Source organism: Bathymodiolus platifrons methanotrophic gill symbiont (genome assembly GCF_002189065.1).
Lineage (GTDB): Bacteria > Pseudomonadota > Gammaproteobacteria > Methylococcales > Methylomonadaceae > Methyloprofundus.
Map to the genome: position 1 here is coordinate 1 of NZ_BDMN01000184.1, position 25,613 is coordinate 25,613.

General features: G+C 41.6%; 26 protein-coding genes and 2 pseudogenes. 22 read left to right on the forward strand and 6 right to left on the reverse strand.

The genetic code is table 11. The features are described 5' to 3' along the window. Window positions 1-24 precede the first annotated feature (24 nt). The 5 genes and pseudogenes from CDZ78_RS11015 to CDZ78_RS11040 all read left to right on the forward strand — a co-directional run bounded on the left by CDZ78_RS11015 (window position 25) and on the right by CDZ78_RS11040 (window position 4,355). Window positions 25-1,035 (forward strand): Fic family protein, encoded by a 1,011-nt coding sequence (locus CDZ78_RS11015; RefSeq protein WP_087870060.1) that lies wholly within the window; start codon window positions 25-27, stop codon window positions 1,033-1,035. A gap of 133 nt (window positions 1,036-1,168) precedes the next feature. Further along, window positions 1,169-2,372: pseudogene (locus CDZ78_RS24310) on the forward strand (monovalent cation:proton antiporter-2 (CPA2) family protein). A 162-nt stretch (window positions 2,373-2,534) separates the two neighbouring features. Then, window positions 2,535-3,164, forward strand: a complete 630-nt coding sequence (locus tag CDZ78_RS11030; protein WP_087870062.1) for an NAD-binding protein — start codon at window positions 2,535-2,537, stop codon at window positions 3,162-3,164. A 34-nt stretch (window positions 3,165-3,198) separates the two neighbouring features. Further along, window positions 3,199-3,690, forward strand: a complete 492-nt coding sequence (locus tag CDZ78_RS11035) for a hypothetical protein (protein ID WP_140414008.1) — start codon at window positions 3,199-3,201, stop codon at window positions 3,688-3,690. Window positions 3,691-3,725: 35 nt separating this feature from the next. Continuing rightward, the gene (locus CDZ78_RS11040) at window positions 3,726-4,355 is read left to right on the forward strand and encodes a class I SAM-dependent methyltransferase (protein WP_174664575.1); all 630 of its coding nucleotides are present in this window, start codon (window positions 3,726-3,728) and stop codon (window positions 4,353-4,355) included. A gap of 273 nt (window positions 4,356-4,628) precedes the next feature. On the opposite strand, the gene CDZ78_RS11045 is transcribed toward CDZ78_RS11040, so the two are convergent. Continuing rightward, the gene (locus tag CDZ78_RS11045; RefSeq protein ID WP_087870064.1) at window positions 4,629-4,976 is read right to left on the reverse strand and encodes a phenylpyruvate tautomerase MIF-related protein; all 348 of its coding nucleotides are present in this window, start codon (window positions 4,974-4,976) and stop codon (window positions 4,629-4,631) included. A 236-nt stretch (window positions 4,977-5,212) separates the two neighbouring features. On the opposite strand from CDZ78_RS11045, the gene CDZ78_RS21970 reads away from it, so the two are divergent. The 6 genes and pseudogenes from CDZ78_RS21970 to CDZ78_RS11065 all read left to right on the forward strand — a co-directional run bounded on the left by CDZ78_RS21970 (window position 5,213) and on the right by CDZ78_RS11065 (window position 8,447). Continuing rightward, window positions 5,213-5,365: a hypothetical protein gene (locus CDZ78_RS21970; RefSeq protein WP_167374267.1), complete on the forward strand. Its 153-nt coding sequence runs from the start codon at window positions 5,213-5,215 to the stop codon at window positions 5,363-5,365. 9 nt (window positions 5,366-5,374) lie between these two features. Then, the gene (locus tag CDZ78_RS11050) at window positions 5,375-5,929 is read left to right on the forward strand and encodes a cupredoxin domain-containing protein (protein ID WP_087870065.1); all 555 of its coding nucleotides are present in this window, start codon (window positions 5,375-5,377) and stop codon (window positions 5,927-5,929) included. Then, entirely contained in the window at window positions 5,922-6,215 is a 294-nt protein-coding gene (locus CDZ78_RS24315) for a cbb3-type cytochrome c oxidase subunit I (RefSeq protein ID WP_373862477.1), read from the forward strand. Before CDZ78_RS11050 ends, CDZ78_RS24315 begins: the two co-directional genes overlap by 8 nt. Before the next feature lie 17 nt (window positions 6,216-6,232). Further along, window positions 6,233-7,057 carry a cbb3-type cytochrome c oxidase subunit I gene (locus CDZ78_RS11055; RefSeq protein ID WP_373862479.1) on the forward strand — a complete coding sequence of 275 codons (825 nt, stop codon included), beginning with the start codon at window positions 6,233-6,235 and terminating at the stop codon, window positions 7,055-7,057. Further along, a pseudogene (locus CDZ78_RS11060) lies at window positions 7,051-7,800 on the forward strand (cbb3-type cytochrome c oxidase subunit I); the annotation flags it as partial. The gene CDZ78_RS11055 and the pseudogene CDZ78_RS11060, both read left to right, overlap by 7 nt. 2 nt (window positions 7,801-7,802) lie before the next feature. Continuing rightward, window positions 7,803-8,447 carry a c-type cytochrome gene (locus tag CDZ78_RS11065; protein WP_087870066.1) on the forward strand — a complete coding sequence of 215 codons (645 nt, stop codon included), beginning with the start codon at window positions 7,803-7,805 and terminating at the stop codon, window positions 8,445-8,447. 170 nt (window positions 8,448-8,617) lie between these two features. Here CDZ78_RS11065 and CDZ78_RS11070 read toward each other — a convergent pair whose 3' ends face one another. Continuing rightward, a complete protein-coding gene (locus CDZ78_RS11070) occupies window positions 8,618-9,034 on the reverse strand; it encodes an OsmC family protein (RefSeq protein WP_087870067.1) in 417 nt (138 codons plus the stop codon). A 240-nt stretch (window positions 9,035-9,274) separates the two neighbouring features. Here CDZ78_RS11070 and CDZ78_RS11075 point away from each other — a divergent pair, with 240 nt between their 5' ends. Then, on the forward strand, window positions 9,275-9,799 hold the full coding sequence (locus tag CDZ78_RS11075) for a hypothetical protein (protein ID WP_087870068.1): 525 nt from the start codon (window positions 9,275-9,277) through the stop codon (window positions 9,797-9,799). A gap of 167 nt (window positions 9,800-9,966) precedes the next feature. Here CDZ78_RS11075 and CDZ78_RS11080 read toward each other — a convergent pair whose 3' ends face one another. Both CDZ78_RS11080 and grxD read right to left on the reverse strand, forming a co-directional pair. Further along, a complete protein-coding gene (locus tag CDZ78_RS11080) occupies window positions 9,967-10,725 on the reverse strand; it encodes an IS1 family transposase (RefSeq protein WP_087868583.1) in 759 nt (252 codons plus the stop codon). Between the two features lie 73 nt (window positions 10,726-10,798). Next, entirely contained in the window at window positions 10,799-11,122 is a 324-nt protein-coding gene (grxD, locus tag CDZ78_RS11085) for a Grx4 family monothiol glutaredoxin (protein WP_087870069.1), read from the reverse strand. 179 nt (window positions 11,123-11,301) lie between these two features. On the opposite strand from grxD, the gene CDZ78_RS11090 reads away from it, so the two are divergent. The 10 genes from CDZ78_RS11090 (at window position 11,302) to CDZ78_RS11135 (ending at window position 24,192) form a co-directional block, all read left to right on the forward strand. Continuing rightward, the gene (locus CDZ78_RS11090; protein WP_087870070.1) at window positions 11,302-12,474 is read left to right on the forward strand and encodes an acetylornithine transaminase; all 1,173 of its coding nucleotides are present in this window, start codon (window positions 11,302-11,304) and stop codon (window positions 12,472-12,474) included. Window positions 12,475-12,489: 15 nt separating this feature from the next. Next, entirely contained in the window at window positions 12,490-13,395 is a 906-nt protein-coding gene (argF, locus tag CDZ78_RS11095; RefSeq protein ID WP_087870071.1) for an ornithine carbamoyltransferase, read from the forward strand. Window positions 13,396-13,464: 69 nt separating this feature from the next. Continuing rightward, window positions 13,465-14,136, forward strand: a complete 672-nt coding sequence (locus CDZ78_RS11100) for a TIGR04211 family SH3 domain-containing protein (protein WP_230990782.1) — start codon at window positions 13,465-13,467, stop codon at window positions 14,134-14,136. 150 nt (window positions 14,137-14,286) lie between these two features. Beyond that, window positions 14,287-15,972, forward strand: a complete 1,686-nt coding sequence (ilvD, locus tag CDZ78_RS11105; RefSeq protein ID WP_087870072.1) for a dihydroxy-acid dehydratase — start codon at window positions 14,287-14,289, stop codon at window positions 15,970-15,972. Between the two features lie 83 nt (window positions 15,973-16,055). Next, complete coding sequence (argA, locus tag CDZ78_RS11110; protein ID WP_087870073.1) at window positions 16,056-17,372, forward strand: amino-acid N-acetyltransferase; 1,317 nt, start codon at window positions 16,056-16,058, stop codon at window positions 17,370-17,372. A gap of 59 nt (window positions 17,373-17,431) precedes the next feature. Next, complete coding sequence (locus CDZ78_RS11115) at window positions 17,432-18,010, forward strand: Uma2 family endonuclease (protein WP_087870074.1); 579 nt, start codon at window positions 17,432-17,434, stop codon at window positions 18,008-18,010. Between the two features lie 151 nt (window positions 18,011-18,161). Continuing rightward, window positions 18,162-18,617 carry a hypothetical protein gene (locus CDZ78_RS11120; RefSeq protein WP_244559229.1) on the forward strand — a complete coding sequence of 152 codons (456 nt, stop codon included), beginning with the start codon at window positions 18,162-18,164 and terminating at the stop codon, window positions 18,615-18,617. Window positions 18,618-18,746: 129 nt separating this feature from the next. Next, window positions 18,747-19,448 carry a DUF2760 domain-containing protein gene (locus CDZ78_RS11125; protein ID WP_087870075.1) on the forward strand — a complete coding sequence of 234 codons (702 nt, stop codon included), beginning with the start codon at window positions 18,747-18,749 and terminating at the stop codon, window positions 19,446-19,448. Then, complete coding sequence (locus CDZ78_RS11130) at window positions 19,445-21,358, forward strand: Hsp70 family protein (protein ID WP_087870076.1); 1,914 nt, start codon at window positions 19,445-19,447, stop codon at window positions 21,356-21,358. The genes CDZ78_RS11125 and CDZ78_RS11130 overlap by 4 nt, the downstream gene beginning before the upstream one ends. 77 nt (window positions 21,359-21,435) lie before the next feature. Further along, window positions 21,436-24,192, forward strand: a complete 2,757-nt coding sequence (locus CDZ78_RS11135; RefSeq protein WP_087870077.1) for an Hsp70 family protein — start codon at window positions 21,436-21,438, stop codon at window positions 24,190-24,192. On the opposite strand, the gene CDZ78_RS11140 is transcribed toward CDZ78_RS11135, so the two are convergent. Both CDZ78_RS11140 and xrtH read right to left on the reverse strand, forming a co-directional pair. Further along, window positions 24,181-24,843, reverse strand: coding sequence for an exosortase H-associated membrane protein (locus CDZ78_RS11140; RefSeq protein ID WP_087870078.1), 663 nt, complete (start codon window positions 24,841-24,843; stop codon window positions 24,181-24,183). The two genes, CDZ78_RS11135 and CDZ78_RS11140, sit on opposite strands and share 12 nt — an antisense overlap. A 124-nt stretch (window positions 24,844-24,967) precedes the next feature. Further along, entirely contained in the window at window positions 24,968-25,336 is a 369-nt protein-coding gene (gene xrtH, locus CDZ78_RS11145; protein WP_244559230.1) for an exosortase H, read from the reverse strand. Between the last annotated feature and the right edge of the window lie 277 nt (window positions 25,337-25,613).

Here is a 25,613-nt window from a genome sequence, read left to right on the forward strand (position 1 = left end):
AGTTCTAAAGGTGAATAGTCTTTTATGAGTTACCAACCACCCTATACCATTACCCCCAAGATTTTACATTTAATCGCTGAAATTAGTGAAAACCTGGGCCGTTTGTCCGTTGTACTGGAACAATCCTCAAATTTACGTTTACGCCGAATCAACCGTATTCGTACTATTCAAGGCTCATTAGCAATTGAAGGAAATACTTTAACGGAGCGACAAATAACAGCCATTTTAGAGGATAAACCCGTTATTGCTCCCCCTCGTGAAATTCAAGAGGCGCGTAATGCATTGCTAGCGTATGAACAATTAGACCTGTGGCAAGCGAGTAATGAACAACATTTACTGGATGCACACCAATTATTAATGAAGGGTTTAATTGATAAGGTGGGCGTTTATCGTCACAAAGGGGTAGGCGTTATGCACGGGGATCAAGTAATACACATGGCTCCCCCTGCTAATCGGGTCAATATTTTAATGGCTGATTTATTAAGCTGGTTAAAAACAACACCTGATCATGCTTTGATTAAAAGTTGTGTATTTCATTATGAGTTTGAGTTTATCCATCCTTTTATTGATGGGAATGGCCGTATGGGTCGATTATGGCAGACACTGATTTTAAGCCAATGGAATCCTTTATTTGTTCATATTCCTGTAGAAAGTATGGTTTATGCCCAGCAACAAGCTTACTATCAGGCATTAAATGAAAGCACGCTAAAAACAGATTCAGCCCCTTTTATTGAATTTATGCTAACGGCTATTTTAAAGGCTTGTGTAGCCAATACCCCTCAAGACAACCCGCAAGCAAGCCCCCAAGTGATAAAGTTGTTGAGAGTGATAAAAGGTGAAATGAGTCGAGAGCAATTACAAGGTGTACTTGGGCTAAAAGATAGAAAGTCTTTTAGGGCGCGATATTTAGTCCCTGCTTTATCAGCAGGTTTAATTGAAATGACACTTCCAGATAAACCGAATAGCTCACTACAAAAATATTTTTTAACTACATCAGGTAAGCAGTTATTAAAAGGTAAGGGTGATAAAATTTAGGATGATTTTTATTTTTAGTAGTACTGCTTGTAGTACAAGTGTTTATTTAAACTTAAATTATCTCTATTTATCAAATGACTATAGCCTAAATTAAGCTCCCCGTCCCTTAATCCTGAACCATAGGAAAAAATTTATGCACGCTGACAACAGCATTCTGCTTTATATACTGGAGCTTTTAGCGGCTGCAGTCATAGCTATCCCCATCTTTCATCGCCTAGGGCTGGGATCTGTACTTGGCTACCTAGTTGCTGGTGCGGTACTTGGCCCCTGGGGTCTCAAGCTGATTACCGAGGTCGATGACTTACGCCATGTCGCTGAATTCGGTGTAGTCTTTTTATTATTTTTAATCGGCCTGGAAATGAAACCCGAGCGTTTGTGGGTTATGCGCCGCCTGGTCTTTGGCTTAGGTGTTGCTCAGGTATTAATCACCGCATTGCTATTATTTGCTGTTGCTCAGTTCTTTGGCTTCCCATTAAAAGTCAGTATCATTGCTGCTTTTGGCTTAGCCTTATCCTCGACCGCCTTTGGCCTACAGATTTTGTCAGAAAAAGGTGCACTCATCTGTACTTATGGCAAGGCCTCATTCGCCATTCTGCTATTGCAAGATCTTGCTGTGGTACCTCTGATGGCAATGGTATCCCTTTTATCAGGTGGCGAAACACTAACGAGCAGCGCCGGAGTTGGCTTACTGGAAGTATCAGTAGGTATTGTTTGTGTTATTCTCGTCGGGCGTTTTTTTACTCAACCCGATTTTAGATCGCGTTGCTGCCAGTCGAAATTCAGAAGTATTTATTGCAGCAACGTTATTAATGGTGCTAGGTATCGGTCGTGCGATGGAGTTGCTACATTTATCGATGGCACTAGGTGCTTTTTTAACCGGGCTTATGCTCGCCGAATCACATTATCGCCATCAAATTGAAGCCGATATCGAGCCAGTACGTGGCACACTATTGGGCTTATTTTTTATGACAGTCGGCATGAGCATTGATTTCGGCCTCTTGATCAGAGAATGGCATTGGGTTTTGCTGGCAGTTGCTGGTCTATTGCTTATTAAAACAGGCGTAATCTGGGTTTTATCAAGAATAAGTGGTCTGGATAATCGTAATGCCTTACGCACAGCACTGCTCTTATCTCAAGCCGGTGAATTTGGTTTTGTCTTATTCGGCTTAGCATTGATTACCGGGGTATTATTACCCGAGCGCGTGCAGCTCCTTACCTTAGTCATCGCCTTGAGCATGGTGACGACACCATTTATTATCAAGTTAGGTGACTGGTGGCTAAACCTGACTGCACTTGACGAAGATGAAACAGCATCGGTTAGTCTACGAATAATGTAAAAAGGGTATCATTACAATATCAGAGGGATATGAAAAGAGTTACTTGAATTTCATGGGCAAAAAGTTTGTTATTCGTTGCTTTTAATGTAATTTAATACTTAACTGGGGGGATTTATGTAAAGGTAGAGGTCAGGTGCTCTGACCTTAGTCATCGCCTTGAGCATGGTGACGACACCATTTATTATCAAGTTAGGTGACTGGTGGCTAAACCTGACTGCACTTGACGAAGATGAAACAGCCATAACCAATACTACTGCGCAAACACCGAATGCAACTGAAGTTAACGGTAAGGTGATTATTGCTGGCTTTGGCCGGGTTGGTAGGCGTGTCGCCCAGTTATTAGAGCGTGCTGGTGTGGAATATATCGCCTTAGATAATAATCATGAACGCGTTAATCAATTTCGGGGTGAAGGTTTTAATGTTTTTTTTGGTGATGCCTGCAAATTAAAAGTACTTCAGTCTGCAGGGGCTGCACACGCTACCATGCTGCTTTTTTCACTGGATAATTTCACCAATCTGGAACATTTAGTTAAAGATGTACGCCGACATTATCCTAAAATTCAAATTCATGCGCGTGCACATGATATTGCCCACTGTGAAACTTTACTTAATGATGGTGCGAATCAGGTCGTCTCTGAAACACTGGAGGCGGGTTTACGCTTAGGGGAAATGGCCTTAATCAATAGTGGCTTTGATAAAGTCAAAGCGAACGGAGTGGTTGCAGAATTTCGCCTGGAATTGTATTCCGCACTCTATGACAATGTGCTATATAAATCCCACCCCCCTAATTAGGTTTGCACGATTGACCATGGCCTTAAACAATAAAATGAGTCTGTTAATTTTACAAATAGTGATCAAACAATGGGATAAAAGCCAAAGAACTGATACCCATATTTTACAGCGAGCTACAATACCTGATAAATATCCGGTCCTTTTTCCACCCGCTTTTTATGCTTTTAATAAACAATGTATCATTGATCAACACGGTGATGATATTCAAGGCAACCGAGTAAAATACGCACAAGGGGCTGATGGAAATATTTATTTTGATCGATTTCGAGTCAGTAAAGATAACATCGTTATTGCCTATCATAATGCCAAGCTTGACAAGCCGCCCCATATAATAGGTTCACTCGATAAGCAATGGATACAATGCAAATACAGCATCTTAGATGCTGATATGTATTATTGGTTATATGAAGAAGTGACTGTCAACGCCATTGTTTTAAGTAAATTTGATGAAAAAGTATTTTTAAATGCTGAACCCCAGATTGTTTATGAAGATTTCAATGAACTGGATAATGCGAGGAGATCATAACACTCTAATATTCAAAGTAACAATCGAGAAAGTTTATGGAACAAAGCACTGAACAACTGGATGAGATCGAAAGCATTACCCTGAACCATTATAATAACAATGCTGAAGCATTTTGGAATGGCACCAAAGACCACGATGTAACGCAAAATTATGAGGCCTTTTTAGCGCCATTTCCAAAGGACAAAATACTGGATATTTTAGACCTTGGTTGCGGGCCCGGAAGAGATGTCAGCTATTTTCAGTCATTGGGGCACAGGCCCGTTGGCCTGGATGGAAGCGAAGTGTTTTGCAATATGGCACGTCGGTATACTCAATGCCAGATTCTTCAACAAAAGTTTCTTAGCCTTGAATTACCCAGTCATGCATTCGATGGCATCTTTGCAAACGCCTCCCTGTTTCATGTTCCCCGCCATGAACTACCACGCGTTCTTGATGACTTACACACAGCATTACGGCCTAGTGGTATTTTATTTTTATCCAATCCTAGAGGTAATGATGAAGGCTGGTCGGGACAACGATATGGCCACTACATGCAATTTGATAGCAGCAAGTTATTTCTGCAGGAAGCGGGCTTTGAAGTGATCAATTATTATTACCGACCGTTAGGCAAACCCATCAATGAACAGCCCTGGTTAGCAATTGTAGCGTGTTCAGCACCCATTTAGTTTTTCTTGATTACCCATGAGTTTCAGCCAAATAAGAATAAAGTCGTTGCACCGTTCTATAGATCCTCGTCATTCCCGAAGTCTACCCAGTCAAGCATGGGCACAAGCTTTATCCGGAATCTATTGTTGTTTGTTAGATTCCTGCTAAGAGAATGTAGGAATGACGAAGTGTTTAGCTGGATACTTTTAATGTAGCTGAGACTCATGGGGAATCAGGTAGTTTTTTAGCCTACACAAATCTCGCTTATAGTCCCCAATATGTACTATTAGTCGCTAGCCAAAAGTAGAACCATTCCAACCCCAGAGTTCTGCGGGGCAATTACTAAACTCTATATAAATACGATCCGCACTGACATCTATGCTGTTACTCAAAAGCTGGCTAATCGACTGCGATAAAGACGTTGCCTGTTCAGACGATAGACCTATACTCTTACATTCAACATAAGCTAATGGCTCGGCACTTCCACCAAATAACATATCCCTGCCCCCTTCTATATCAACCATCACATATCGTTCAGGTTTTCCCGTTTCGCTTGCCAGCAATTGTGAACATTCACTCATAAGTTGAGGTATTTTCTCATTAGCGATAATAACATTAGTTCTAAGTTTTAATAAAGGCATGATCGTTTCCTTTTAGTTAATTAGGCTATCTGAGAGTAACTTATACAGTGTAAAAACCGCAGCCCATTTCTCAGCTAAAGTCATGATATTAGCCTACTTTTATAAAATTCTTCAATTAATTTATTTTTACTGGTTACTTTGCCCTGCAAACTATATTAGTGTATCCTTAAATTATCTATGTTTATAAGGTATATAACCCACTTTATACCCCTAACTAATAAATCGAGAGGCTCATTATGAATAAAATAACTGATGAAGAACGCCAAAAAATACTGGAAAGTCCCCCGGTAGGAACCTGGGTACTCATGTTATCGGTCGGTGGTGGTATGGTTGCAGCCTGGCTATTTCTATATTACGGCGTGTTTCTCTCTCGCGGCATAATTAATTAAGGAAGCATAATGCATATTGATCCCTTAGAAAGAAAATGGGTATTCGTCTCCCTGGCCATGTGTGGCTTATTTGTCACTATTATAATGATAGATGCTCTATTTCATGGCGTGAATGCACCCAGTAATGTCGAAACCATAGACTCACGAAAAATTCATCTCAGTGAAGAATTTGCTGAAGATAATTTAGGTGTACAGGTCGCTGATAATGGTGAAATCATGATCCGACTGGTGGCAGGTCGCTACGCATTTTTTCCTAAAGAAATTACCATTCCTGCGGAAACCAAAGTGACTTTTCGCTGGGTGAGTATGGATGTCTTACATGGCGTACATATGCCTATGACAAATATGAGCACCATGATTGTTCCTGGTTATGTTTCACAAATTGAAAGTTCTTTTCCCCGACCCGGTGAATACCCTATGCTGTGTAACGAATACTGCGGCTTAGGACACGACCATATGTGGAGTAAAGTGAATGTTATTGATAAGGAAGAATGGGATGCCAGCAGAGCAGCATTAACCAGCGCTAAAAATAACGCGATAGATGAGGAACAAAATAATGAATGACGCGACTGCTAAAAATTTAGCCCTGAGTCACATGTGGGTGGCGTTTACTGCGTTTATCCTAGCCTGTTTTATGGGCGAATATCAGGTACTGGAGCGCAGTGGGCTTTTTGATGCATTAAGTTCACCTAGCGTATATTTTGCCTCTGTAAGTACTCACGGGGTATTAATGGCATTCGTATTAACGACCTTTTTTATTATGGGTTTTGGTTATTACACCGCCAGTCATTCTTTAAAAGTACCGGTATGGAGCCCTAAACTGGCCTGGCCTGGTTTGGTTTTGGCCTAGCCCTTGTTGGAGTTGTTATTGCGGCAGTTCCTTTACTTACAGGCCTGGCTTCAGTTCTATATACTTTTTACCCACCTGTTCACGCTCATAGCGCTTTTTATATTGGTGTAACCTTACTGGTTGTCGGTTCCTGGGTCTGGTGTGCCATTATGGTGGTTATGTTCACCCAATGGAAAAAAGCAAACCCGGGTCAAACTGTGCCATTAGTTATGTTTGCCACCACAGCCAATGCACTTTTATGGCTATGGACCAGCGCTGGTGTCGCTGTAGAGGTATTATTTCAATTAATTCCATGGGCTCTAGGCTGGATGGATACCATTGATATAGGCTTGTCAAGAACGCTATTTGCCTGGACTTTACATCCTATTGTTTATTTCTGGCTAATTCCTGCATACACTGCATTTTATGTTTTTGTGCCTAAACAGGCTGGTTCCTATTTATTTAGTGAAGAAGCGGCACGTATGGCATTTATCGTGTTGGTGGTATTTTCTTTACCCATCGGTATGCACCATTTATATATGGATCCTGAGCAAGCAAAAGGCTGGAAATTACTGCATGGCTTAGGCACGTTTATCGTCGCCTTGCCGACCTTAGTAACTGGTTTTACCGTGATTGCTTCTCTGGAAATTGCCAGACGTCTACGTGGCGGTAAAGGCTTATTTGGCTGGATTGGTAGTTTGCCCTGGGGCAACCCAATGGTGCTATCCGTCATTTTATCCCTGATCATGCTTATTTTCGGTGGTTTTGGCGGGATTGTTAATGCCACTTATGCCATGAATGCCATGATTCATAATAATTCAAGCTTGGCTGCTTCAGGAAGTTATTTCGTGCACATTCCTTAGTAACTGGTTTTACCGTGATTGCTTCTCTGGAAATTGCCGGACGTCTACGTGGCGGTAAAGGCTTATTTGGCTGGATTGGTAGTTTGCCCTGGGGGAACCCAATGGTGCTATCCGTCATTTTATCCCTGATCATGCTTATTTTCGGTGGTTTTGGCGGGATTGTTAATGCCACTTATGCCATGAATGCCATGATTCATAATATTGCCTGGGTACCTGGTCATTTTCATCTGATTTTTGCCGGCACCACGATCATTATGTACTTTGCGATAGCTTATTACCTGTGGCCTATTCTGCTAAAAAAACCTTTATACTCAAAGTCACTCGCCTTAGTACAACTCTGGACCTGGTTTATTGGTATGAGTATTATGACTACACCCTGGCATGTATTGGGTTTATTAGGCCAGCCCAGGCGAATATCCAGCGTGCAATATAATAATTTACTAACCCTTTCCTGGGAACCTTATGAATTGTTAATGATCCTAGGTGGTTTAGTATTATTGGGTTCGGCATGCTTATTCTTTTACCTGCTGGTAAAAACTCAATTCGCTGCCAGTACTGAAACTTTTGAGGGTGAAGTTGAATATGCAGAGCCTCTACATGAAGTTAAAGATTTACATGAGTATTTGAATGATTTCACACTATGGAATAAAGTAATCGGGGTATTAATGTTAATCAGTTATGGCGTACCGATTTTACAATTCTTTTTTATGGATACTTACGGTTCAAGCCCATGGGGATATTAAATATGAAACACCTTATATTATTAACTGTTTTAATAATGCCCTCTTTTGTATCTGCTGAACCTGCTTCCAATATGGTCTGGATGCCTGAAACACTAGACTTTGTCGAAGCTGGAAATATAAAGAAAGGCGAGCAATTAGCAGAGCCCTGTATTGGCTGCCACGGTGAAAAAGGTATCAGCCCGGCAGGTATGTTTCCTTCACTAGCAGGGCAAACAGCTAATTATACCTATAAGCAATTACGTGATTATGCGGATGGTAAACGTGACAATGTCATGATGTCTTCGGTTGCTCAGGGGCTTAGTGAGCAGGATAGTGCTGATCTAGCAGTCTGGTTTCAGTCTTTACCCGCTGCTCAGAACAAGGCTTCTAAGCAAGACTTGAGCAAAGCTGAAGTTTTGGTTGATCAAGGCAACGGTAAAAAAATCCTACCTCCCTGCTTTACCTGTCATGGAGCTGATGGCAAAGGGCAACGTATGGATATCCCTGCTTTAGCAGGCCAGCAAGCGGAATACACGATAAATACTTTATTAGAATATAAGAATGGCACGCGCCATAATGATATTTATAGTCGTATGCGATTGATAGCTAGACAGCTCAGCGATGATGAAATTAAGCAGCTAGGTGAGCTTTATCAGCAGATGAAGTAACAGTAGGAGCGATCTTTAGCCGCGAATGGTTAACTTACATTCGCGGCTGAGGATTGAGTTTTCAGCCCGCCTTTAATTTTCAAAATTAACGGGCAACACTACTGGGGGTACGGGCAGCTTGCCCGTTTGTATGGGCGAGCCGCCCATGCTCCCAAATAATGAGAAGTTACTTAAGCTTCTACAATTTCAAAATCATGGCTAATTTCAACTGCTTTTTCTAGCATAATAGAAGCTGAGCAATATTTTTCTGCAGAAAGCTTAACTGCACGAGCAACTACAGCTTCTTTTAAATCTTTGCCTGTGATCACAAAATGTACATGGATTTTGCTAAAGACTTTTGGGATCGTATCGACTCTTTCAGCTGTAATCTCAGCAACACAATCGGTAATATTTTGACGGCCTTTTTGCAGAATTTGCATTACATCAATCGAGGTACAACCGCCCATTCCTATAAGCAACATTTCCATGGGACGAACTCCCATATTTTTCCCGCCTATTTCTGGCGGGCCATCCAGAACAACCGCATGACCACTTTCTGATTCTCCTAGAAACATCATTCCATCTACCCATTTAACCCGCACTTCCATTAAACTATCCTTCTGATTGATAAAATTGTTAGACTATACTTCGCGCGATCACAAATACGCTGCTATAGTGAGTTGATTTTTGTCGAGAACAAGGCTCTGAAACTAACGTATAGCAAGGCGCCGTAACAGTTTTAGAAACGCAGCTATCGGCTAAAATCAGCCGCTAGAAATCTGCTTTGTGGCCGCGCGAAGTATAACATACATTGAAGTTTTTATAGATTCAAACCCCGGAAAATAACCATGCTGATTAATACATTATCCGCTCTTTTTGCTTACACCACTTTCATCAGTCCTATAGAGACCGCTATCATCTTATTGATAACGGCGTATATCATTTATATTTTAACTCCCGAACGACAAATTGAAGCAGATGAGGCTAGTGAGATAAGTAATGCTGACACAAGCATCTATCTGTATATACAGTCCGCCTGGCTAGGAAGAGCATCTTTAATACGCGCTTTTCTACCTTTTTTTATTATCTTTAATAGTGCCTTATTTTATGCGGATTACCGTTCAGACAATGGTACTTATACAATAGCCAGCTGGCTTACAATACTCGTTATACTGGCTTTACCTGTACTCTGGTGGATTATTTCAGTATGGCGCTGTTCTTGTCATGACAGTCGTATCTGGGCAAGTACAGCACGTTTTGTTACCGTCGCTGTATTTTATGAATATGTATTGCGCGTGATTATTGCCTATGTTTATCCGCAAATATGGTTTAACTGCCAGCAATTAATCATTGAATATGGAGATTGCTTGTAAGGAACGAGGATTCAATAACACCCGCTCCTAAACGTATTATTTATACCAGGTGAATTTCACATATCCAGTAACAATAAATTACTGGATGGGGCTTAAGTTACTAACAATTTCTAAACTATACCCCACCCATTAACCTTACTTATTCAGGTAGTGGGTTAAATCTGTTATTAGGCATGAATATCTCGTCCAAATTCGACTTTATTAATTAATAGTCCAATGACAATATCATGCATTTGTTCTATTTTGGAAAAACAGATTGTTCGACGCGTTAAGCGTTTAACCCATGTTCTAAAATTTAGGTTTTTTCGTTCAATTTTTTGAGTGTTTTGTTTGCCTATTTCATGTTCATTTACATCTAAGTTTCGCTCATAAGCCCCCCAGTCATCTGTATAATATCTGCTTATTTCAAAAGGAGTCAGTAAGGCTTTTAGCTCTTTGAAAACATCATCTTTACGCTTGCCAAATACATAAGCAATGACTGTATTAGTCGCATGATCAACAGCATGCCATAACCATCGCTGATTCGACTTTTTACCTACAAATGACCATTGTTCATCAATCTCAACTTCTTCGCAAACAAGCTCCAGCCGAACGTCTAAAGGTGTTTCTGATTTTTGAGATAGAAAAATAGGATTTACCTGTACAAGGCTATCTTCTTTGCTTTTCAGGATGCTGATGACTGTATTTTTATTGATTTTCAGAACCCGTGCGGTGTCTCTAATACCACTGCTATTAATAGCCATTTCGACGACTTTTTCTTGGACTCCAGGCACACATGCATTATAGCGATAGTACAGCATAAATGTTTGAGTTTGGCAGGCACTATTTTTGCAGCGATACCGCTGTATATTTTGAGCATTCTTTCCTGATTTCATGATAGTGCTACAGCGACAATTTGGGCAACTTACTTCTTGATAACATTTCATTCGAGGAATTATGATGTAAACCTTTTACTTCTCCTAATTATTTAAGTGAAATAACAGATTTAACCCACTACCCTTATTCAGATACACAGTCAACAGCAGCGAACATATTTTCCAGTTCACCTTTGTTATATAAATCCATAACAATATCACAGCCGCCTATCAGTTCACCTTTAATATACAGTTGTGGATAAGTCGGCCATTGCGAGTATTCTTTTAAAGCCTCACGAACTTCCTGATCTTCAAAAATATTGATATACATAAATTTCGCACGACATGCCTGCATTGCCTGAATCACTTGCCCTGAAAAACCACACTGTGGAAAATCTGGCGATCCCTTCATGTATAAAACAACGGAATGACTACCTAATTGATCTTTAATTCTCTCTACTGCATCCATAATATTTACTCAAAAAATAAAAACCTAGTAATTTTATCAGGATATAGAAAATAAAAAAAGTATCGCTAGCAAACAATTATTTCTTGCTCATTAAAATTTAGAAACCTATAATCAACGGTTTTTTCAAAAAGCTTGTGAGAACACAGCGTTCCTTATGCTTTTTTATATAAAAGACCATTATGACCAGTCATATTATGCCCACCTATGGACGGCTAGACGTCACTTTCACTAAAGGCGAAGGTGCATGGCTCTGGGATCAAGACAATAAACGTTATTTAGATGCACTATCAGGTATTGCTGTATGTAATTTAGGCCATGCACACCCTGCTGTACATCAAGCCATCTGCACACAAAGTCAGCAATTACTGCATACTTCAAATTTATACAATATCCCAAAACAGGAACAGCTCGCGACCAGGCTCTGTCAGCTAAGCGGCATGGATAATGTTTTCTTCAGCAATTCTGGTGCAGAAGCGAATGAAGCTGCAATAAAAATTGCGCGTTTATATGGTCATAAAAAGCAAATAGACAATCCGGCTATTATCGTAATGCAACAAAGTTTTCATGGTCGTACCATGGGCACCTTGTCTGCGACAGGAAACCCCAAAGTACAGGATGGTTTTAGCCCATTACTTGATGGCTTTATTCATGTGGCTTTTAATGATGTAGCGGCCATCGAATTAGCACTTAAACAACATAACAATATCGTTGCCATCTTTGTTGAACCCGTTCAGGGTGAAGGCGGCGTCAATATACCTGCACCTGACTATCTAAATAAAATTCGTAGCCTATGTGACAGCCACGATATTTTAATGATGTTAGATGAAGTACAAACTGGCATTGCCAGAACAGGCGCATGGTTTGCTTATCAGCACAATAATATTATTCCCGATATCTGCACTTTAGCTAAAGCACTGGGTAATGGCGTACCCATTGGTGCTTGCATGGCAAAGGGTAAAGCAGCCCAATTATTAACTGCAGGAAAACATGGCTCCACCTTTGGCGGCAATCCACTGGCCTGCAGTGCAGCATTAGCCGTGCTCGATACGGTTGAAAGCGAACAACTTTGCCAGCAGGCAAGTGACAAAGGTTCTGCTATTAATCAGGCTTTTAGTGAAAGACTTAAAAATAATACTCATGTTATTGATGTGCGTAATAAAGGCATGATGGTCGGAATAGAACTAGATAAGCCTTGTACTGAATTAGTTGCCCTTGCAGTCAGTGCTGGTTTACTGATTAATGTTGCGGGTGAAAAGAATATACGCTTGTTGCCGCCACTTATCATTAACAATGAACAAATTGAATTGCTGGTTGACACTCTATCCAGCTTGATTGACAGCTATACAAAATAATAAAAATAAAAACACATGAACAAGCCTAGACACTTTATCAGTTTACTTGATCTATCAAGCGATGAATTTCGCACATTAATCCAGCGTGCTATAGAATTAAAGAATACCCGTAGTCCTGACTTCCAGCCCTTAAAAGGTCAGGTATTAGCAATGATTTTTGAAAAATCATCTACGCGCACTCGAATTTCATTTGAAACAGGGATGACAAATTTTGGTGGTAGCGCCATCTTTTTATCACCTCGCGATACCCAGTTAGGGCGTGGCGAACCTATTCGTGATAGTGCCAAAGTTATATCCAGTATGGTTGATGCCATTATGTTACGTACTAATGACCATGCAACTGTCACCGAATTTGCTGAACATTCTAGTGTCCCGGTTATCAATGGCCTGACAGACCTATTGCATCCCTGCCAGTTACTGGCAGATATGCAAACCTACTTTGAACATCGTGGTGATATTAAAGGTAAGACAGTTTGCTGGATAGGAGATGGTAATAATATGTGTCATTCTTATATTAACGCCGCAATACAACTCGACTTTAAATTACATATAGCCTGCCCTGAAGGCTACCTTCCTGAAACTGAAATGATTAAAAGCGCTGGTGGGGATCGTGTGCAATTATTTAATACAGCAATGGAGGCTACGAATGGCGCTGATTTAGTAGTCACCGATGTCTGGGCAAGCATGGGGCAGGAAGAAGAACAAAAATTACGTGAGCGTGCTTTTAAAGATTTTCAGATAACCCAGAACATTATGGCTAATGCTAATTCAGATGCATTATTTATGCACTGTTTGCCTGCCCACCGTGGAGAAGAAGTTGCTGCTGAAGTCATTGATGGTGCACAGAGCGTTATTTATGACGAAGCAGAAAACCGGCTTCATGCACAAAAAGCACTACTAGAATTGCTAATGTGTGCTTAAATTCGTAAACTTGTCATCTACGCCCAAAAGACAGCGTATAATCTTTGTTTTAAATATCAGGACCTATTTGTGAAATATTTTTTTTATTTTATCATTACCTTACTTAGTTGTAATGTCGCCATTGCTCAGTCTGTTTACGTTTCTGACAGCATGAAATTCACCTTGCGTAGCGGTGAAAGTAATTCACATAAAATTATTAAAATGCTTCCGAGTGGAACAGGGCTAACACTGATAAGTACAAATAAAGCCACCGGTTATAGTAAGGTTAAAACCAGTGCTGGACTTGTTGGCTATCTGCCTACACGATTTACCCAGGATAAACCTATTAACAGCTGGTATCTGAATAAAGCTAATCAAAAACTTGAATTATTACAATCAGAAAACGATCAAATCAAAACAACTTTAGCTGACTTGCAAACAAATAATAGCAGCACTGCTTCTAGTAATACCGAGCTAACTAAAGAACGAGATCAACTTAGCACCGACCTGAATGATTTACGCCAGACAGCGTCGAATGCCATACAGTTAAAACGTCAACGTAATGAATTACAGGAACGTGTGGTTAATGTAGAGCGCGAATTACAACAACTAAAAAGAGCAAAACAAGCTTTAGAAGACAGCACTAGCCAGGACTGGTTCCTATACGGCGGCATATTGTCTTTTCTGGGCATATTTTTTGGTTTGCTAATTCCTAAAATCAGTTGGCAACGTAAATCTCACGGAAACTGGGATACTTTTTAACTGTTCCTTAAAAATTAAGTAGGGTGCGTTCTACGCACCTTTTTAGCTCGGATTGGTACAAAAAAATTTTTTATACATACAGGGTGGCATTCAATTGCCGTCATATCGCTGCTATTCCTTACTCAATACTTTAAACACACATAGAATCTCATGGCCAACGATAACAATAGCAGAACATTTTCATCCAAAGTAGTAGATGGCATGGAGCGCGCCCCAAGCCGCGCCATGCTACACGCAGTCGGCTTTACAAACGAAGATTTCCAGAAACCACAAATCGGCATAGCCTCAACATGGAGCATGGTAACGCCATGTAATATGCATATAAACAAGCTTGCCGATGATACTGCTCGTGGTGTTGACAATGCCAATGGCAAAGCTGTTATCTTTAACACGATTACTATTTCTGACGGTATCTCCATGGGTACCGAAGGCATGAAATACTCACTGGTTTCTCGTGAAGTTATTGCTGATTCAATTGAAACGGTAACTGGTTGTCAGGGCTTCGATGGTATTGTGGCGATTGGCGGCTGTGATAAAAACATGCCAGGCTGCATGATTGCTATTTCACGCCTGAACCGCCCTGCCATCTTTGTATATGGCGGCACAATCTTACCGGGCTGTCATAATGAAAAGAAGCTGGATGTTGTTTCCGTATTTGAAGCTGTCGGCGCACGTGCAAATAATCAAATTGATGATGCAGAACTTGCCGCAATTGAAGAAAAAGCAATTCCGGGAGCTGGTTCATGCGGTGGCATGTACACAGCCAACACCATGGCATCAGCAATTGAAGCACTAGGCATGAGCCTACCAGGCAGCTCAGCTCAGGCTGCTATTTCAGATGAAAAACGCAAAGATTGCGAACGCGCAGGCGCTGCTATATTGGAACTGCTTAAAAATGACATAAAACCTAGCGATATTATGGACAAAAAAGCATTTGAAAATGCTATTACGGTCATTATTGCTTTAGGTGGTTCAACCAATGCAGTTTTACATATTCTGGCGATGGCACATGCAGCTAATGTAGATATTCAACTAAGTGATTTCACCCGCATTGGCGCTAATGTGCCTATGGTTGCTGATTTAAAACCAAGTGGACGTTATCAAATGGCTGAACTGATTGAGATTGGTGGCATTCAGCCACTAATGAAAATCTTGCTTGATCGTGGTTTATTACACGGCGACTGCTTAACCGTTACCGGCAAAACCCTTGCTGAGAATCTAGCGGATGTAAAACCGTATCCTATTGATCAGGATATGATCTTACCGTTAGACCACCCTATTAAAAAAGACAGTCACCTAGTCATATTGCATGGTAATCTTGCGGAAGAAGGTTCAGTTGCCAAAATCACGGGTAAAGAAGGTTTACACTTCACCGGCACTGCAAAAGTCTATGATGCAGAAGAACAAGCCCTACAGGGTATCTTAAAGGGTGATATCGTCAAAGGTGACGTGATCGTTATCCGCTACGAAGGTCCTAAAGGCGGCCCCGGTATGCGTGAAATGCTATCGCCTACTTCTGCCATTATGGGTAAAGGTCTAGGTAAAGATGTTGCACTGGTTACCGATGGTCGTTTTTCAGGTGGTACCCATGGCTTTGTTGTTGGCCATATCACTCCCGAAGCACATGTCGGCGGCCCTTTAGCCATTATTAAAAATGGTGATAAAATCACCATTGATGCTGAAAGTAAAAACCTAACCCTACATGTTGAAGATGCAGAAATTTCAGCTCGCTTAGCGAAATGGCAGCAGCCTGCGCCTAAATATACCCGTGGTGTGTTAGCGAAATATGCCAAATTAGTCAGTTCTGCATCTACGGGTGCTGTAACGGATAACTAGTGCTGCACTAATCCTTGTGCTGGGTTACGTTTTTTTGCTTTGCAAAAAAATCTAACCCAGCCTACCTTTTTAAATAGTTCTAAATGCATAACTCCGACTTGTTTGTTAACTGGTTTCGGGACTCCTCTCCCTATATTCACGCCCATCGTAACCGCACTTTTGTTATCTACTTTGGCGGCGAAGCCGTTTTAGACGACAGCTTGCATAATCTGATCCATGACTTTGCCCTGTTAAATAGCCTGGGCATACGTCTGGTGCTGGTGCATGGCATCCGCCCACAAATTGATCAACGCTTACAAGCCCAAAACAAACAATCACAATTTCACCAGCAACTGCGCATCACTGATGAAAGTGCTCTGCAATGTGCTAAAGAATCAGCAGGACTGGTTCGGGTAGAAATCGAATCTTTACTTTCTTTAGGTGTCGCCAATTCACCGATGGCTGGTGCTAAAGTCCGGGTTATCTCGGGTAATTTTGTTACTGCCCAGCCTTTAGGCGTGCACGATGGCATAGACTTTCAATATACCGGCAAAGTACGCCGTATCGATCATACAGCAATACATCAGCAACTGGATTTAGGTCATGTCGTACTTATTTCACCTGTTGGTTATTCGCCTAGCGGTGAACTTTTTAATTTATCAGCCGAACAAGTTGCAACTGAAATAGCCATTGCCTTGCAGGCAGAAAAGCTGATACTCATGACTGAGCAAAGCTGCCAAACTGCAGAAACAGGGCAACTAATTGCACAAATGACTAGCGCGGAAACACAGTACTTGTGTGAGCATGAGCCTCAGCCTCAGCTCGCAGCCAGTACAAAATGCGCCTTACAATCAGCAATATATGGTTGCCAGGCTGGTGTTAAACGGGTACATATATTAAATAGAAAAGTTGACGGTGCTTTATTAATCGAACTCTTTAGCCGTGATGGTATTGGTACCCTAATAAGCTCGACAGAATTTGAAACCACCCGCCCTGCTCTGTTAAGTGATATTCCCGGCATTCTGGAATTAATCACACCACTAGAACAACAAGGCTTATTAATTGCACGCTCGGTAGAACATCTGGAAATCAATATTAATGACTATATTGTTATCGATCGTGATGGTCTGATTATTGGCTGTACGGCATTACACAAAATAGCACAACAAGCAGGATTAATTGCTTGCCTGGCAGTACATCCAGATTACAGAAGAGCAGCACGAGGCAATCATTTACTGGAACAGCTACATAGCAAAGCTAAACAGGATTCATTAAAGCAGTTATTTGCCCTGTCAACGCAAACCATGCACTGGTTTAAAGAGCACGGCTTTCACGATATAGCATTCCAGGATTTGCCACAGAGCCTACAAAAAAATTATAATCACCTACGTAATGCAAAAGCACTAAAAATCAACACGTAGGGTGGAATAACACTGCGTTTTCCACCAAAAAGGCGTATGAAATTAAATAAGGAGTACACATGTCATCAGCAATACAGGATACTGGCATCGATGTAGATCAATACCTAGAAGATGAACTAAGGCGTGACGTTAAATATGAATTAATAGATGGACAGATTTATGCTATGGCTGACGCTAGTGCAAATCACGAAAGAATATCAAGTAATATTTCTAGATATTTTGGTAATCATTTGCAAAACTCTCCTTGTGAACCATTCGGCTCAGATATGAAAGTTAAGGTGGGTTCACGATTTTTCTACCCTGATGTTATCGTTGATTGCCAATTTGACGAAACTGAACCTTATTACACTGAATCGCCAGTTATCATAGTCGAAGTCTTATCAAAATCGACACGCAGAATTGATGAAACCACCAAACGTTTCTCATATATGAATATCCCTGGTTTACAAGAGTATGTGTTGATAGAGCAGGATATTGTCGATATTGAAGTGATTAGAAGAAGCGAAGGCTGGGTCTCAAAACATTATTATTTAGGTGATAAAGTTCACTTTGAATCAATCAATCTAACGCTATCGGTAGAAGAAATCTATCACCGCGTAAACAACGAAGAAGTGCACGAATTTATAGGCAATCAATAAACTAACTCAAAACCGTAGGGTGGAATAGCGTAAGCGTTTTCCATCATTTCCACCAAAGGCTTACAAAGAAATAATAGCCGATAAGAGCATTTGTTCATTGCTCTGCATTCGCGTAAAATCAACGCTCATTACACATTATTTATAACTCAATATGAAAAAATTTATATTCCTTATTTTCAGTGGCTTATTATTACAGGCCTGCTCTGATGATAAGACTAATAACGCCACACCGCCAGAAAACATCAGTGAACCACAACAAACCAGCGTATCGACACCAGAAGCCAGTGCTAAAACATGGAATGGCACGAGTCTTTCTGACGCAACCATTAAAGAGGTTCAAGAAGCCAAGTATACTTATACACAGTGCGTCTATAAAGAAGCACAAAAACAGGGCTATACAAAAATTGATTCACGCGTGGCTACAGATGCGGTTATCAAGCAATGCGAGCCTGACCTGGCAAAAATCCGTGAGGTCTTTATAAACGAGGGAGTGCCCGAAATAATTGCCAACCGTTACCTGAAAAAAACACGCGTAAATATGACACGCAAGATTCTGCAGTCATTAATGTTTGCCGAAGCCGCACGTAAATCCGGGGCAACTCAATAACTCCCCTGTACAGATCACATTGAAACGCTGTAGGAGCGGTCTTTAGCCACGAATAGTATGCCTCATTCGCGGCTAAAGACCGCTCCTACAAGAAACAAACACAGCTCTTTACACAACATAACAATATTTATGAACACCAGCCAATATAAAATAGATTTAGATTTAATACCCACGACTTTTGATGCCATCCATGCCTATCTTGCAGCGACTGTATTTGGCCTCGCACTAACCATTATTATTCTCCTGTTTGCCATGTTAATTGGCCTGATGCGTCGCAGCAAACAAGCTGCACAAGCAAAAACAGAAAACAAAGAACAGGCAATTTCTGCTCAAATCCCTAAACTTCAACCTGAAGTAAAAGTTGTCGAAAAAATTGTTGAAGTTGAAAAAATCGTCGAAGTAGAGAAAATTGTTGAATTACCTGCTCCAGAACCTATCATCTTAAAAGAAACAACACCCGACGCTGCACTACAACTATTAAACCTGTTGCAAAAAGAAGCACGCTTTATTGATTTTATCAAAGAAGATGTCAATGCCTACAGTGATGCTGATATTGGCGCGGCAGCTCGTGTTGTACATTCTGGTTGTAATAAAGTGATTAACGAACATTTCAGCTTAGCAACGGTACGCTCTGAGCAAGAAGGTAGCAAAATCACATTAAACAAAGGTTTTAATGCAGCAGAAGTTCGCTTAACAGGCAATATTGTTGGCCAGGCCCCTTTTACTGGAACTCTGGTTCATAAAGGCTGGCAAGTAACTGATATTAAGTTACCAAAACTAACAGCGGGTCATAACGCAAATATAATCGCTGCTGCGGGGGTTGAACTATGAGTGATTTCGACAACCACCATGAGCACCATGATAACGAGTTTCAAGATAACCCAGCAAATGAACATAGCTCTGAAGGCCCTCATTATTCGATAGGAATCGATTTAGGCACAACGCATTGCGTATTGTCCTATGCTGATATTAGCGATCCCGATGCTGATGAAATCATTCAAGAGGTATTACAAATACCTCAATTGACAGCCCCTGGAACAATCGAAGAAAAATCACAACTCCCTTCTTTCTTATATCAGGCACATGAAGCTGAAATTAATGAAGGAGAAACTGCCCTACCCTGGACCGCAAAGCCAGATTTCCTGGTCGGTGAAATTGCCCGTAATTTAGGCACTAAAACTCCTATACGTCTGGTATCTAGTGCAAAAAGCTGGCTTTGTCATGCTGGCGTGGATTGTAAATCAGCCATTTTGCCTAATGAAGCTCCTGAAGATGTCGAACGGGTTTCACCTTTTCAGGCCAGCTCAGCCTATTTAGAGCACCTCTGCGCCGCATGGAATAAACAACATCCTGAAGCACCGATAGAAAATCAAGAAATTACCCTGACAGTCCCCGCCTCTTTTGACCCTGCTGCACGTGAATTAACGGCAGAAGCCGCACGAAGAGCAGGTTTAAAAAATGCAATTTTACTGGAAGAACCTCAAGCTGCTTTGTATAGCTGGATTGAAAAAAGTGAAGGTGACTGGCGTAATCATGCCAATGTAGGCGACATTATCTTAGTGATTGATGTCGGCGGTGGTACGACAGACTTATCATTGATTGCAGTAACAGAAGAAGACGGAACATTGGGCTTAACCCGTATTGCCGTAGGTGATCATATATTATTAGGTGGTGATAATATGGACCTGGCTTTAGCCTATACGCTAAAAGCCAAACTGGAACAGGACGGTGGTAAGCGCCTGGAAGGCTGGCAAATTCAAGCTTTAACTCATGCTTGTCGCGCCGCGAAAGAAACTATTCTCAGTGATAATGAAGCGGATAATATCCCTATCGTTGTTCCAAATCGGGGCTCCTCTTTTATCGGTGGTGCACTACGTACCGAACTTAACCGCGAAGAAGTCAATACAGTATTACTGCAGGGTTTCCTGCCTGAAGTTGCTAGCAATGAACAACCCGTTAGCCGGGCACGTACAGGACTAAGAACATCTGGCCTACCGTACGCGCAAGATGCGGGTATTACGCGTCACTTAGCCAGCTTTTTGACACGCCAACTGAATGCGATTGATGATCTGAATGATATCAATCTGCCGGAACATGCAACATTCATACACCCTACTGCAGTATTGTTCAATGGCGGTGTATTAAAAGCAACTCGTTTTGCTGACCGTTTAATGGATGTTATTAATTCATGGTTACGTAATGAACAGGCAGATGATGCACGCTTATTAACCGGACTGGATTTAGATTTGGCCGTTGCACGAGGGGCTTCCTATTATGGCTATGTACGTAAAGGCAAAGGCGTGCGTATTAAAGGCGGTACTGCCGCATCTTATTATGTCGGCGTGGAAAGTGCAATGCCCGCTGTACCAGGTATGCCTCCTGAGATTCAGGCCTTATGTATTGCCCCTTTTGGCATGGAAGAAGGCACTGACGTCGAACTACCGAATGATGAATTTGGGGTCATTGTTGGAGAGCCCGTACGCTTCCGCTTTTTTGGCTCGAAAACACGCAGAGAAGATAGCGTAGGTACCCGCTTAGATTATTGGTCTGATGACGAACTGGAAGAGCTGGATGAAATAGAAATCACCTTACCTGAAGAAAATCGTAAAGCAGGTGAAGTCATTCCCGTACATCTTTCCGTAGCCGTCACTGAAACAGGAACACTGGCATTACAAGCGATTTCCAATCAGGATGATAATCGCTGGAAGATTGAATTTGATGTTCGGTCTGGTGAAGAATGACTAAGGGGCGTTAATATAGGATGCGTTGAGGCACGAAACGCATCCTATGCATTACATAGGATCAAGAAATTACACTCGTGAACAATAAACCAGCTCAATACCATATCGGCATAGACCTAGGCACAACGCATACCGTTGTTGCCTACGCAAAAACCGGGCAAAAGAATAGCGCTATTCAAATTTTTGAAATACAGCAACTGGTTGCCCCCGGTGAAGTATCTTCACGCCCGCTATTGCCTTCAGTTCGCTATCACCCTGCAGAGGGTGAACTATCTGATACTGATATGGCTTTCTCACCCTCTGGTGAAAAAGTGGTTATCGGTACTGCCGCTCGTGCTTTAAGTGCAAAAACGCAAGGCCGTTTTGTTAGCAGTGCAAAAAGCTGGTTATCCCACCCCTCTATTGATCATACAGCTGCCATACTTCCCTGGGGCAGCACTGACGATGTACTCAAGGTTTCCCCGCTTGATGCCAGCGCCAGTTACTTAAAGCATGTTCGTCAAGTCTGGAATTATCAGTTTCCAGATGCGCTATTTGAACGACAGAATATCGTTATCACCGTACCCGCCTCATTTGATGAGGCAGCTCGCTCATTAACACTTGAAGCAGCGAAAATTGCAGGCCTGCACCACATTCGACTGCTCGAAGAACCGCAGGCCGTTTGTTATGACTGGTTACGCCGGCATAGTGAGAACCTTGATAAGACACTAGCTAATATCAAACTATTATTAGTCTGCGATGTAGGTGGTGGCACGACAGATTTAACCCTGATTAAAATCGATCATAGTTCGGATGAACCTCAACTATCACGAATTGGTGTCGGTGATCACCTTATGCTCGGTGGTGATAATATCGACCTGGCGCTTGCACACTTAGCTGAATCACGTTTAACTAGTGAGCATAAAAAACTATCAGCAGCCGATCTATCTCACTTATTGGAACAGTGCCGCATTGCTAAAGAACGACTTTTAGCAGACGATGCCCCAGAACAGCTCAATGTCACTTTATTAGGTGGAGGGGCTAAGTTAATTGGGGGCACGCGTTCAGTAACAATAACTCGCGAAGAAGTACAGAAAATCGCTTTAGACGGTTTTTTTCCACTATCTAAACTAACTGATCTACCCGATAAAAAGCGCAGTGGCGTCGTCGAATTTGGTCTACCCTATGCTGCAGAACCGGCTATCAGCAAACATATTGCCGCTTTTTTAAATACCCACCGGCAAGCAGCGCAAAGTGCATTAGCTAATGAAAACATCGTACCCGATGCTCTACTACTAAATGGTGGCGTATTTCGTAGTCAACCGATTACCCAGCGTACTATCGATCTAATTAGCTCCTGGCGTGATACCCCTCCGACACTTTTAGATAACCAGCACCCCGAACTTTCAGTTGCCTACGGTGCAGTTAGCTACGGTATCGCTCGTGAACATAAAAAAATCAAAATTGGTGGTGGTGCCTCGCGTAGTTACTTCCTGCTTATAGGCTCAGAACAAGACCAGCAAGGCGTTTGTATCTTGCCGCGAGGAAGTGAAGAAGGTAATGAGATTATTTTAAATGATCGCCAGTTTTCCCTGCGTCTGGGTCAACCAGTGAGCTTTCATTTAGTCTCATTAACCGGTGGTAATGAATTTAAAGCAGGTGATATAGTCCCAATTAATGATGACTATCACCCCCTGCCCCCATTAGCAGTCGCATTTAATCAGGAAACTGACAGCGCTAACGCAGAAGTCACGGTACAGTTAGCCGTCACGCTATCCGAAGTCGGTACCCTGCAAATCCAATGTGTCTCCGTAGAAAATAACCAGCAACGCTGGGATGTGCAATTTCAAATCAGAAAAAACAAAGCCAGTGCTGTCGCTAAAGAGCTACCTGAGAATTTTAATAAGGCCATTGAGCAGATTGAAGCTATTTTTGGCTCCAAGTCTAAAGACATCAACCCTAAAGCGGTTAAAAGCTTACGCGCCGATCTGGAAAAATTATTAGGCTTACGCAGTGAGTGGTCTAGCCATTTATTACGTGAGTTATTTAGCGTACTGCTGGAAGTCCGTAAAAACCACCGCCGATCGGCAAATCATGAGCGCGTCTGGCTGAGTTTGATAGGCTACTGTTTACGCCCTGGGTTTGGCTACCAATTAGATAATCGGCGGGTAGAGCAGCTATGGAAAGTCTATAACAATAAAATTCAATTTGTTAATGAAACTCAAAACTGGAGTGAATGGTGGACATTATGGCGGCGTATTTCCGGCGGTCTGGATACCGAAGCTCAAGAACTTATTTTCAAAGACCTGGCTAAATATCTAAATCCGGCTTCAGCGCGCCAGGGCAATACTGCCAAAATAAGTAAACAACGCGGTTATGATGACATGGTACGCCTAGCCGCAGTACTTGAGCGTTTACCGGTAGCGCAGAAAACACAACTCGGTGAATGGCTATTAAAACGTTTACAAAAAGCCAGTGAGCCAGCGCAAACCTGGTGGGCAGTAGGCCGTATTGGTGCCCGCGTACCTTTTCATGCCAGCACGCATTTTGTTGTCCCTGCTGATACCGCATCACTCTGGCTAGAGCAAATACTCAACACGGACTGGAAAAAAATACCTCAAGCAGGTTTTGCCGCTACTTTAATTACCCGCATGAGTGGTGACAGAGCGCGAGATATAGATGATGAACTTCGTGCAAAAGTTATTGCCCAATTAAAAACAAGCAAAGCGCCTCCTGCGTGGCTGGAAATGCTTGAATCCGTGAAAGAACTAGATGCTAGCGAAGAAAAACAAATATTTGGTGAAGCATTACCACCAGGCCTAACCTTGATTAACAGTAATGAATCAGGGTTGTAGGGTGGAATAGCGCAGCGTTTTCCACCAAAGGATGCACGTAGAAAAACAACCTATTAGACCTCGCAATAACATATCTCCTACACTTTTGAAGATTGGTCGGGTTTTTATGCTTCTATGTATGCGTGCCGGAAGTATTAATGTACCCAGTTGATAACCCAGGGCAATCATATCCAGTTGCCAGGAAGCAATACTTATATTACCCAGCAATTCAACGGGCGTTTGCAAAAATAACACTTTCAGCGATTCAAAACAAACACCCCAGATTTGAATAAGCAGAAACACTAAAGTGCTGATAATTATATTACGTGTGGTCCTGGTAAAATCTAACGGTGATGCCAAAATCAGTGCCAATGCTAATGGCAAGCCATAACTATAGATTAAAGGGTTTACCGGAATCGGTAACTCGGCAACCATCCCGCTCGGAACATTCTGCACCGCAACAGTCACATTAGCTACTACTTCTACCCGGTAGCCTGTCTGTTCTATCGTATTAATCAGCCCGGGATATAAGCACTGTAACAGTGGTTCAGCCCAGTAAACAACCACTGCTGTTGCTAGCTCAGCTAAAGCATACCAGCCCCAATAACATAGCGGTAGCAAGAGAAATACTTTGAAAACAAAGGCAAGTAAGGGGCTAATTTGCTGTGGCATCAACATCTACTCCATGCTTGGCAGGTAAAAGCCTGAGCCACAATAAAAAGACAATTAATACATCCAGCATAATTAAAGCCTGCCAGATATATAAATGCGCCCATTCAAAAACATCCTGATTCCATTACCCAAGATAAAACAAGGAAATAATACGCACTATATTCAGCAATTCCACGGCAAAAAATCCAGTTATTATGCCCCATAATTTAAATTTCCAGGGCGAAGGAAATGCTAGTATAGCCGCGATTAACACCAGTACCGCTTCTACACCATTACAGCCTGACTGTATCGACACAGAAAACCCGGTATCAACCTGCTGTAAAATAACGCCCTGAGAAATAACTCCCTCATCAAAAAGCATCACTAGCCTGACACTGATATGCGCAATCATTTCAGTAAATGGAATAATAATAGTCTGATGCACACTATTAGTTTGTTCTATCGCAAACAGAACAAGCTGAATGCCAATAAAATAAATAAAAAATTTATACACTCGTTAAACCCTGTTTTTATAAAGCCTAGGGTGGAATAGCGCGAGCGTTTTCCACCAAAGGATGCAGAATACAACACACAAACCAAACTCTCAATAAATACCGATTATAGTTGAAGATTGGGGGCTATTTTTTTAAGTGTCGTTCAATTAAACACTGAAGTTTCCCAATAATTATTTATGGTAAAATTGAAACTATGCTACAACTATATGAAAAAAATAGTCTTTTCATTCGTTTCAAATGCTATTGCCTAAGGGGAATTAAGTAGGGGTTTGCTAT

Coding starts and splice junctions, on each gene's coding strand:
- CDZ78_RS11070 (WP_087870067.1), bottom strand. CDS start 9,034: ATGGAAGTGCGGGTTAAATGGGTAGATGGAATGATGTTTCTAGGAGAA.
- grxD (WP_087870069.1), bottom strand. CDS start 11,122: ATGGATGCAGTAGAGAGAATTAAAGATCAATTAGGTAGTCATTCCGTT.
- CDZ78_RS11090 (WP_087870070.1), top strand. CDS start 11,302: ATGACCAGTCATATTATGCCCACCTATGGACGGCTAGACGTCACTTTC.
- CDZ78_RS11125 (WP_087870075.1), top strand. CDS start 18,747: ATGAACACCAGCCAATATAAAATAGATTTAGATTTAATACCCACGACT.
- CDZ78_RS11075 (WP_087870068.1), top strand. CDS start 9,275: ATGCTGATTAATACATTATCCGCTCTTTTTGCTTACACCACTTTCATC.
- CDZ78_RS11015 (WP_087870060.1), top strand. CDS start 25: ATGAGTTACCAACCACCCTATACCATTACCCCCAAGATTTTACATTTA.
- CDZ78_RS11040 (WP_174664575.1), top strand. CDS start 3,726: ATGGAACAAAGCACTGAACAACTGGATGAGATCGAAAGCATTACCCTG.
- CDZ78_RS11045 (WP_087870064.1), bottom strand. CDS start 4,976: ATGCCTTTATTAAAACTTAGAACTAATGTTATTATCGCTAATGAGAAA.
- CDZ78_RS11035 (WP_140414008.1), top strand. CDS start 3,199: ATGAGTCTGTTAATTTTACAAATAGTGATCAAACAATGGGATAAAAGC.
- CDZ78_RS24315 (WP_373862477.1), top strand. CDS start 5,922: ATGAATGACGCGACTGCTAAAAATTTAGCCCTGAGTCACATGTGGGTG.
- ilvD (WP_087870072.1), top strand. CDS start 14,287: ATGGCCAACGATAACAATAGCAGAACATTTTCATCCAAAGTAGTAGAT.
- CDZ78_RS11065 (WP_087870066.1), top strand. CDS start 7,803: ATGAAACACCTTATATTATTAACTGTTTTAATAATGCCCTCTTTTGTA.
- CDZ78_RS11140 (WP_087870078.1), bottom strand. CDS start 24,843: ATGCCACAGCAAATTAGCCCCTTACTTGCCTTTGTTTTCAAAGTATTT.
- CDZ78_RS11080 (WP_087868583.1), bottom strand. CDS start 10,725: ATGAAATGTTATCAAGAAGTAAGTTGCCCAAATTGTCGCTGTAGCACT.
- CDZ78_RS11130 (WP_087870076.1), top strand. CDS start 19,445: ATGAGTGATTTCGACAACCACCATGAGCACCATGATAACGAGTTTCAA.
- CDZ78_RS11030 (WP_087870062.1), top strand. CDS start 2,535: ATGGTGACGACACCATTTATTATCAAGTTAGGTGACTGGTGGCTAAAC.
- CDZ78_RS11115 (WP_087870074.1), top strand. CDS start 17,432: ATGTCATCAGCAATACAGGATACTGGCATCGATGTAGATCAATACCTA.
- argA (WP_087870073.1), top strand. CDS start 16,056: ATGCATAACTCCGACTTGTTTGTTAACTGGTTTCGGGACTCCTCTCCC.
- CDZ78_RS21970 (WP_167374267.1), top strand. CDS start 5,213: ATGAATAAAATAACTGATGAAGAACGCCAAAAAATACTGGAAAGTCCC.
- CDZ78_RS11120 (WP_244559229.1), top strand. CDS start 18,162: ATGAAAAAATTTATATTCCTTATTTTCAGTGGCTTATTATTACAGGCC.
- CDZ78_RS11050 (WP_087870065.1), top strand. CDS start 5,375: ATGCATATTGATCCCTTAGAAAGAAAATGGGTATTCGTCTCCCTGGCC.
- argF (WP_087870071.1), top strand. CDS start 12,490: ATGAACAAGCCTAGACACTTTATCAGTTTACTTGATCTATCAAGCGAT.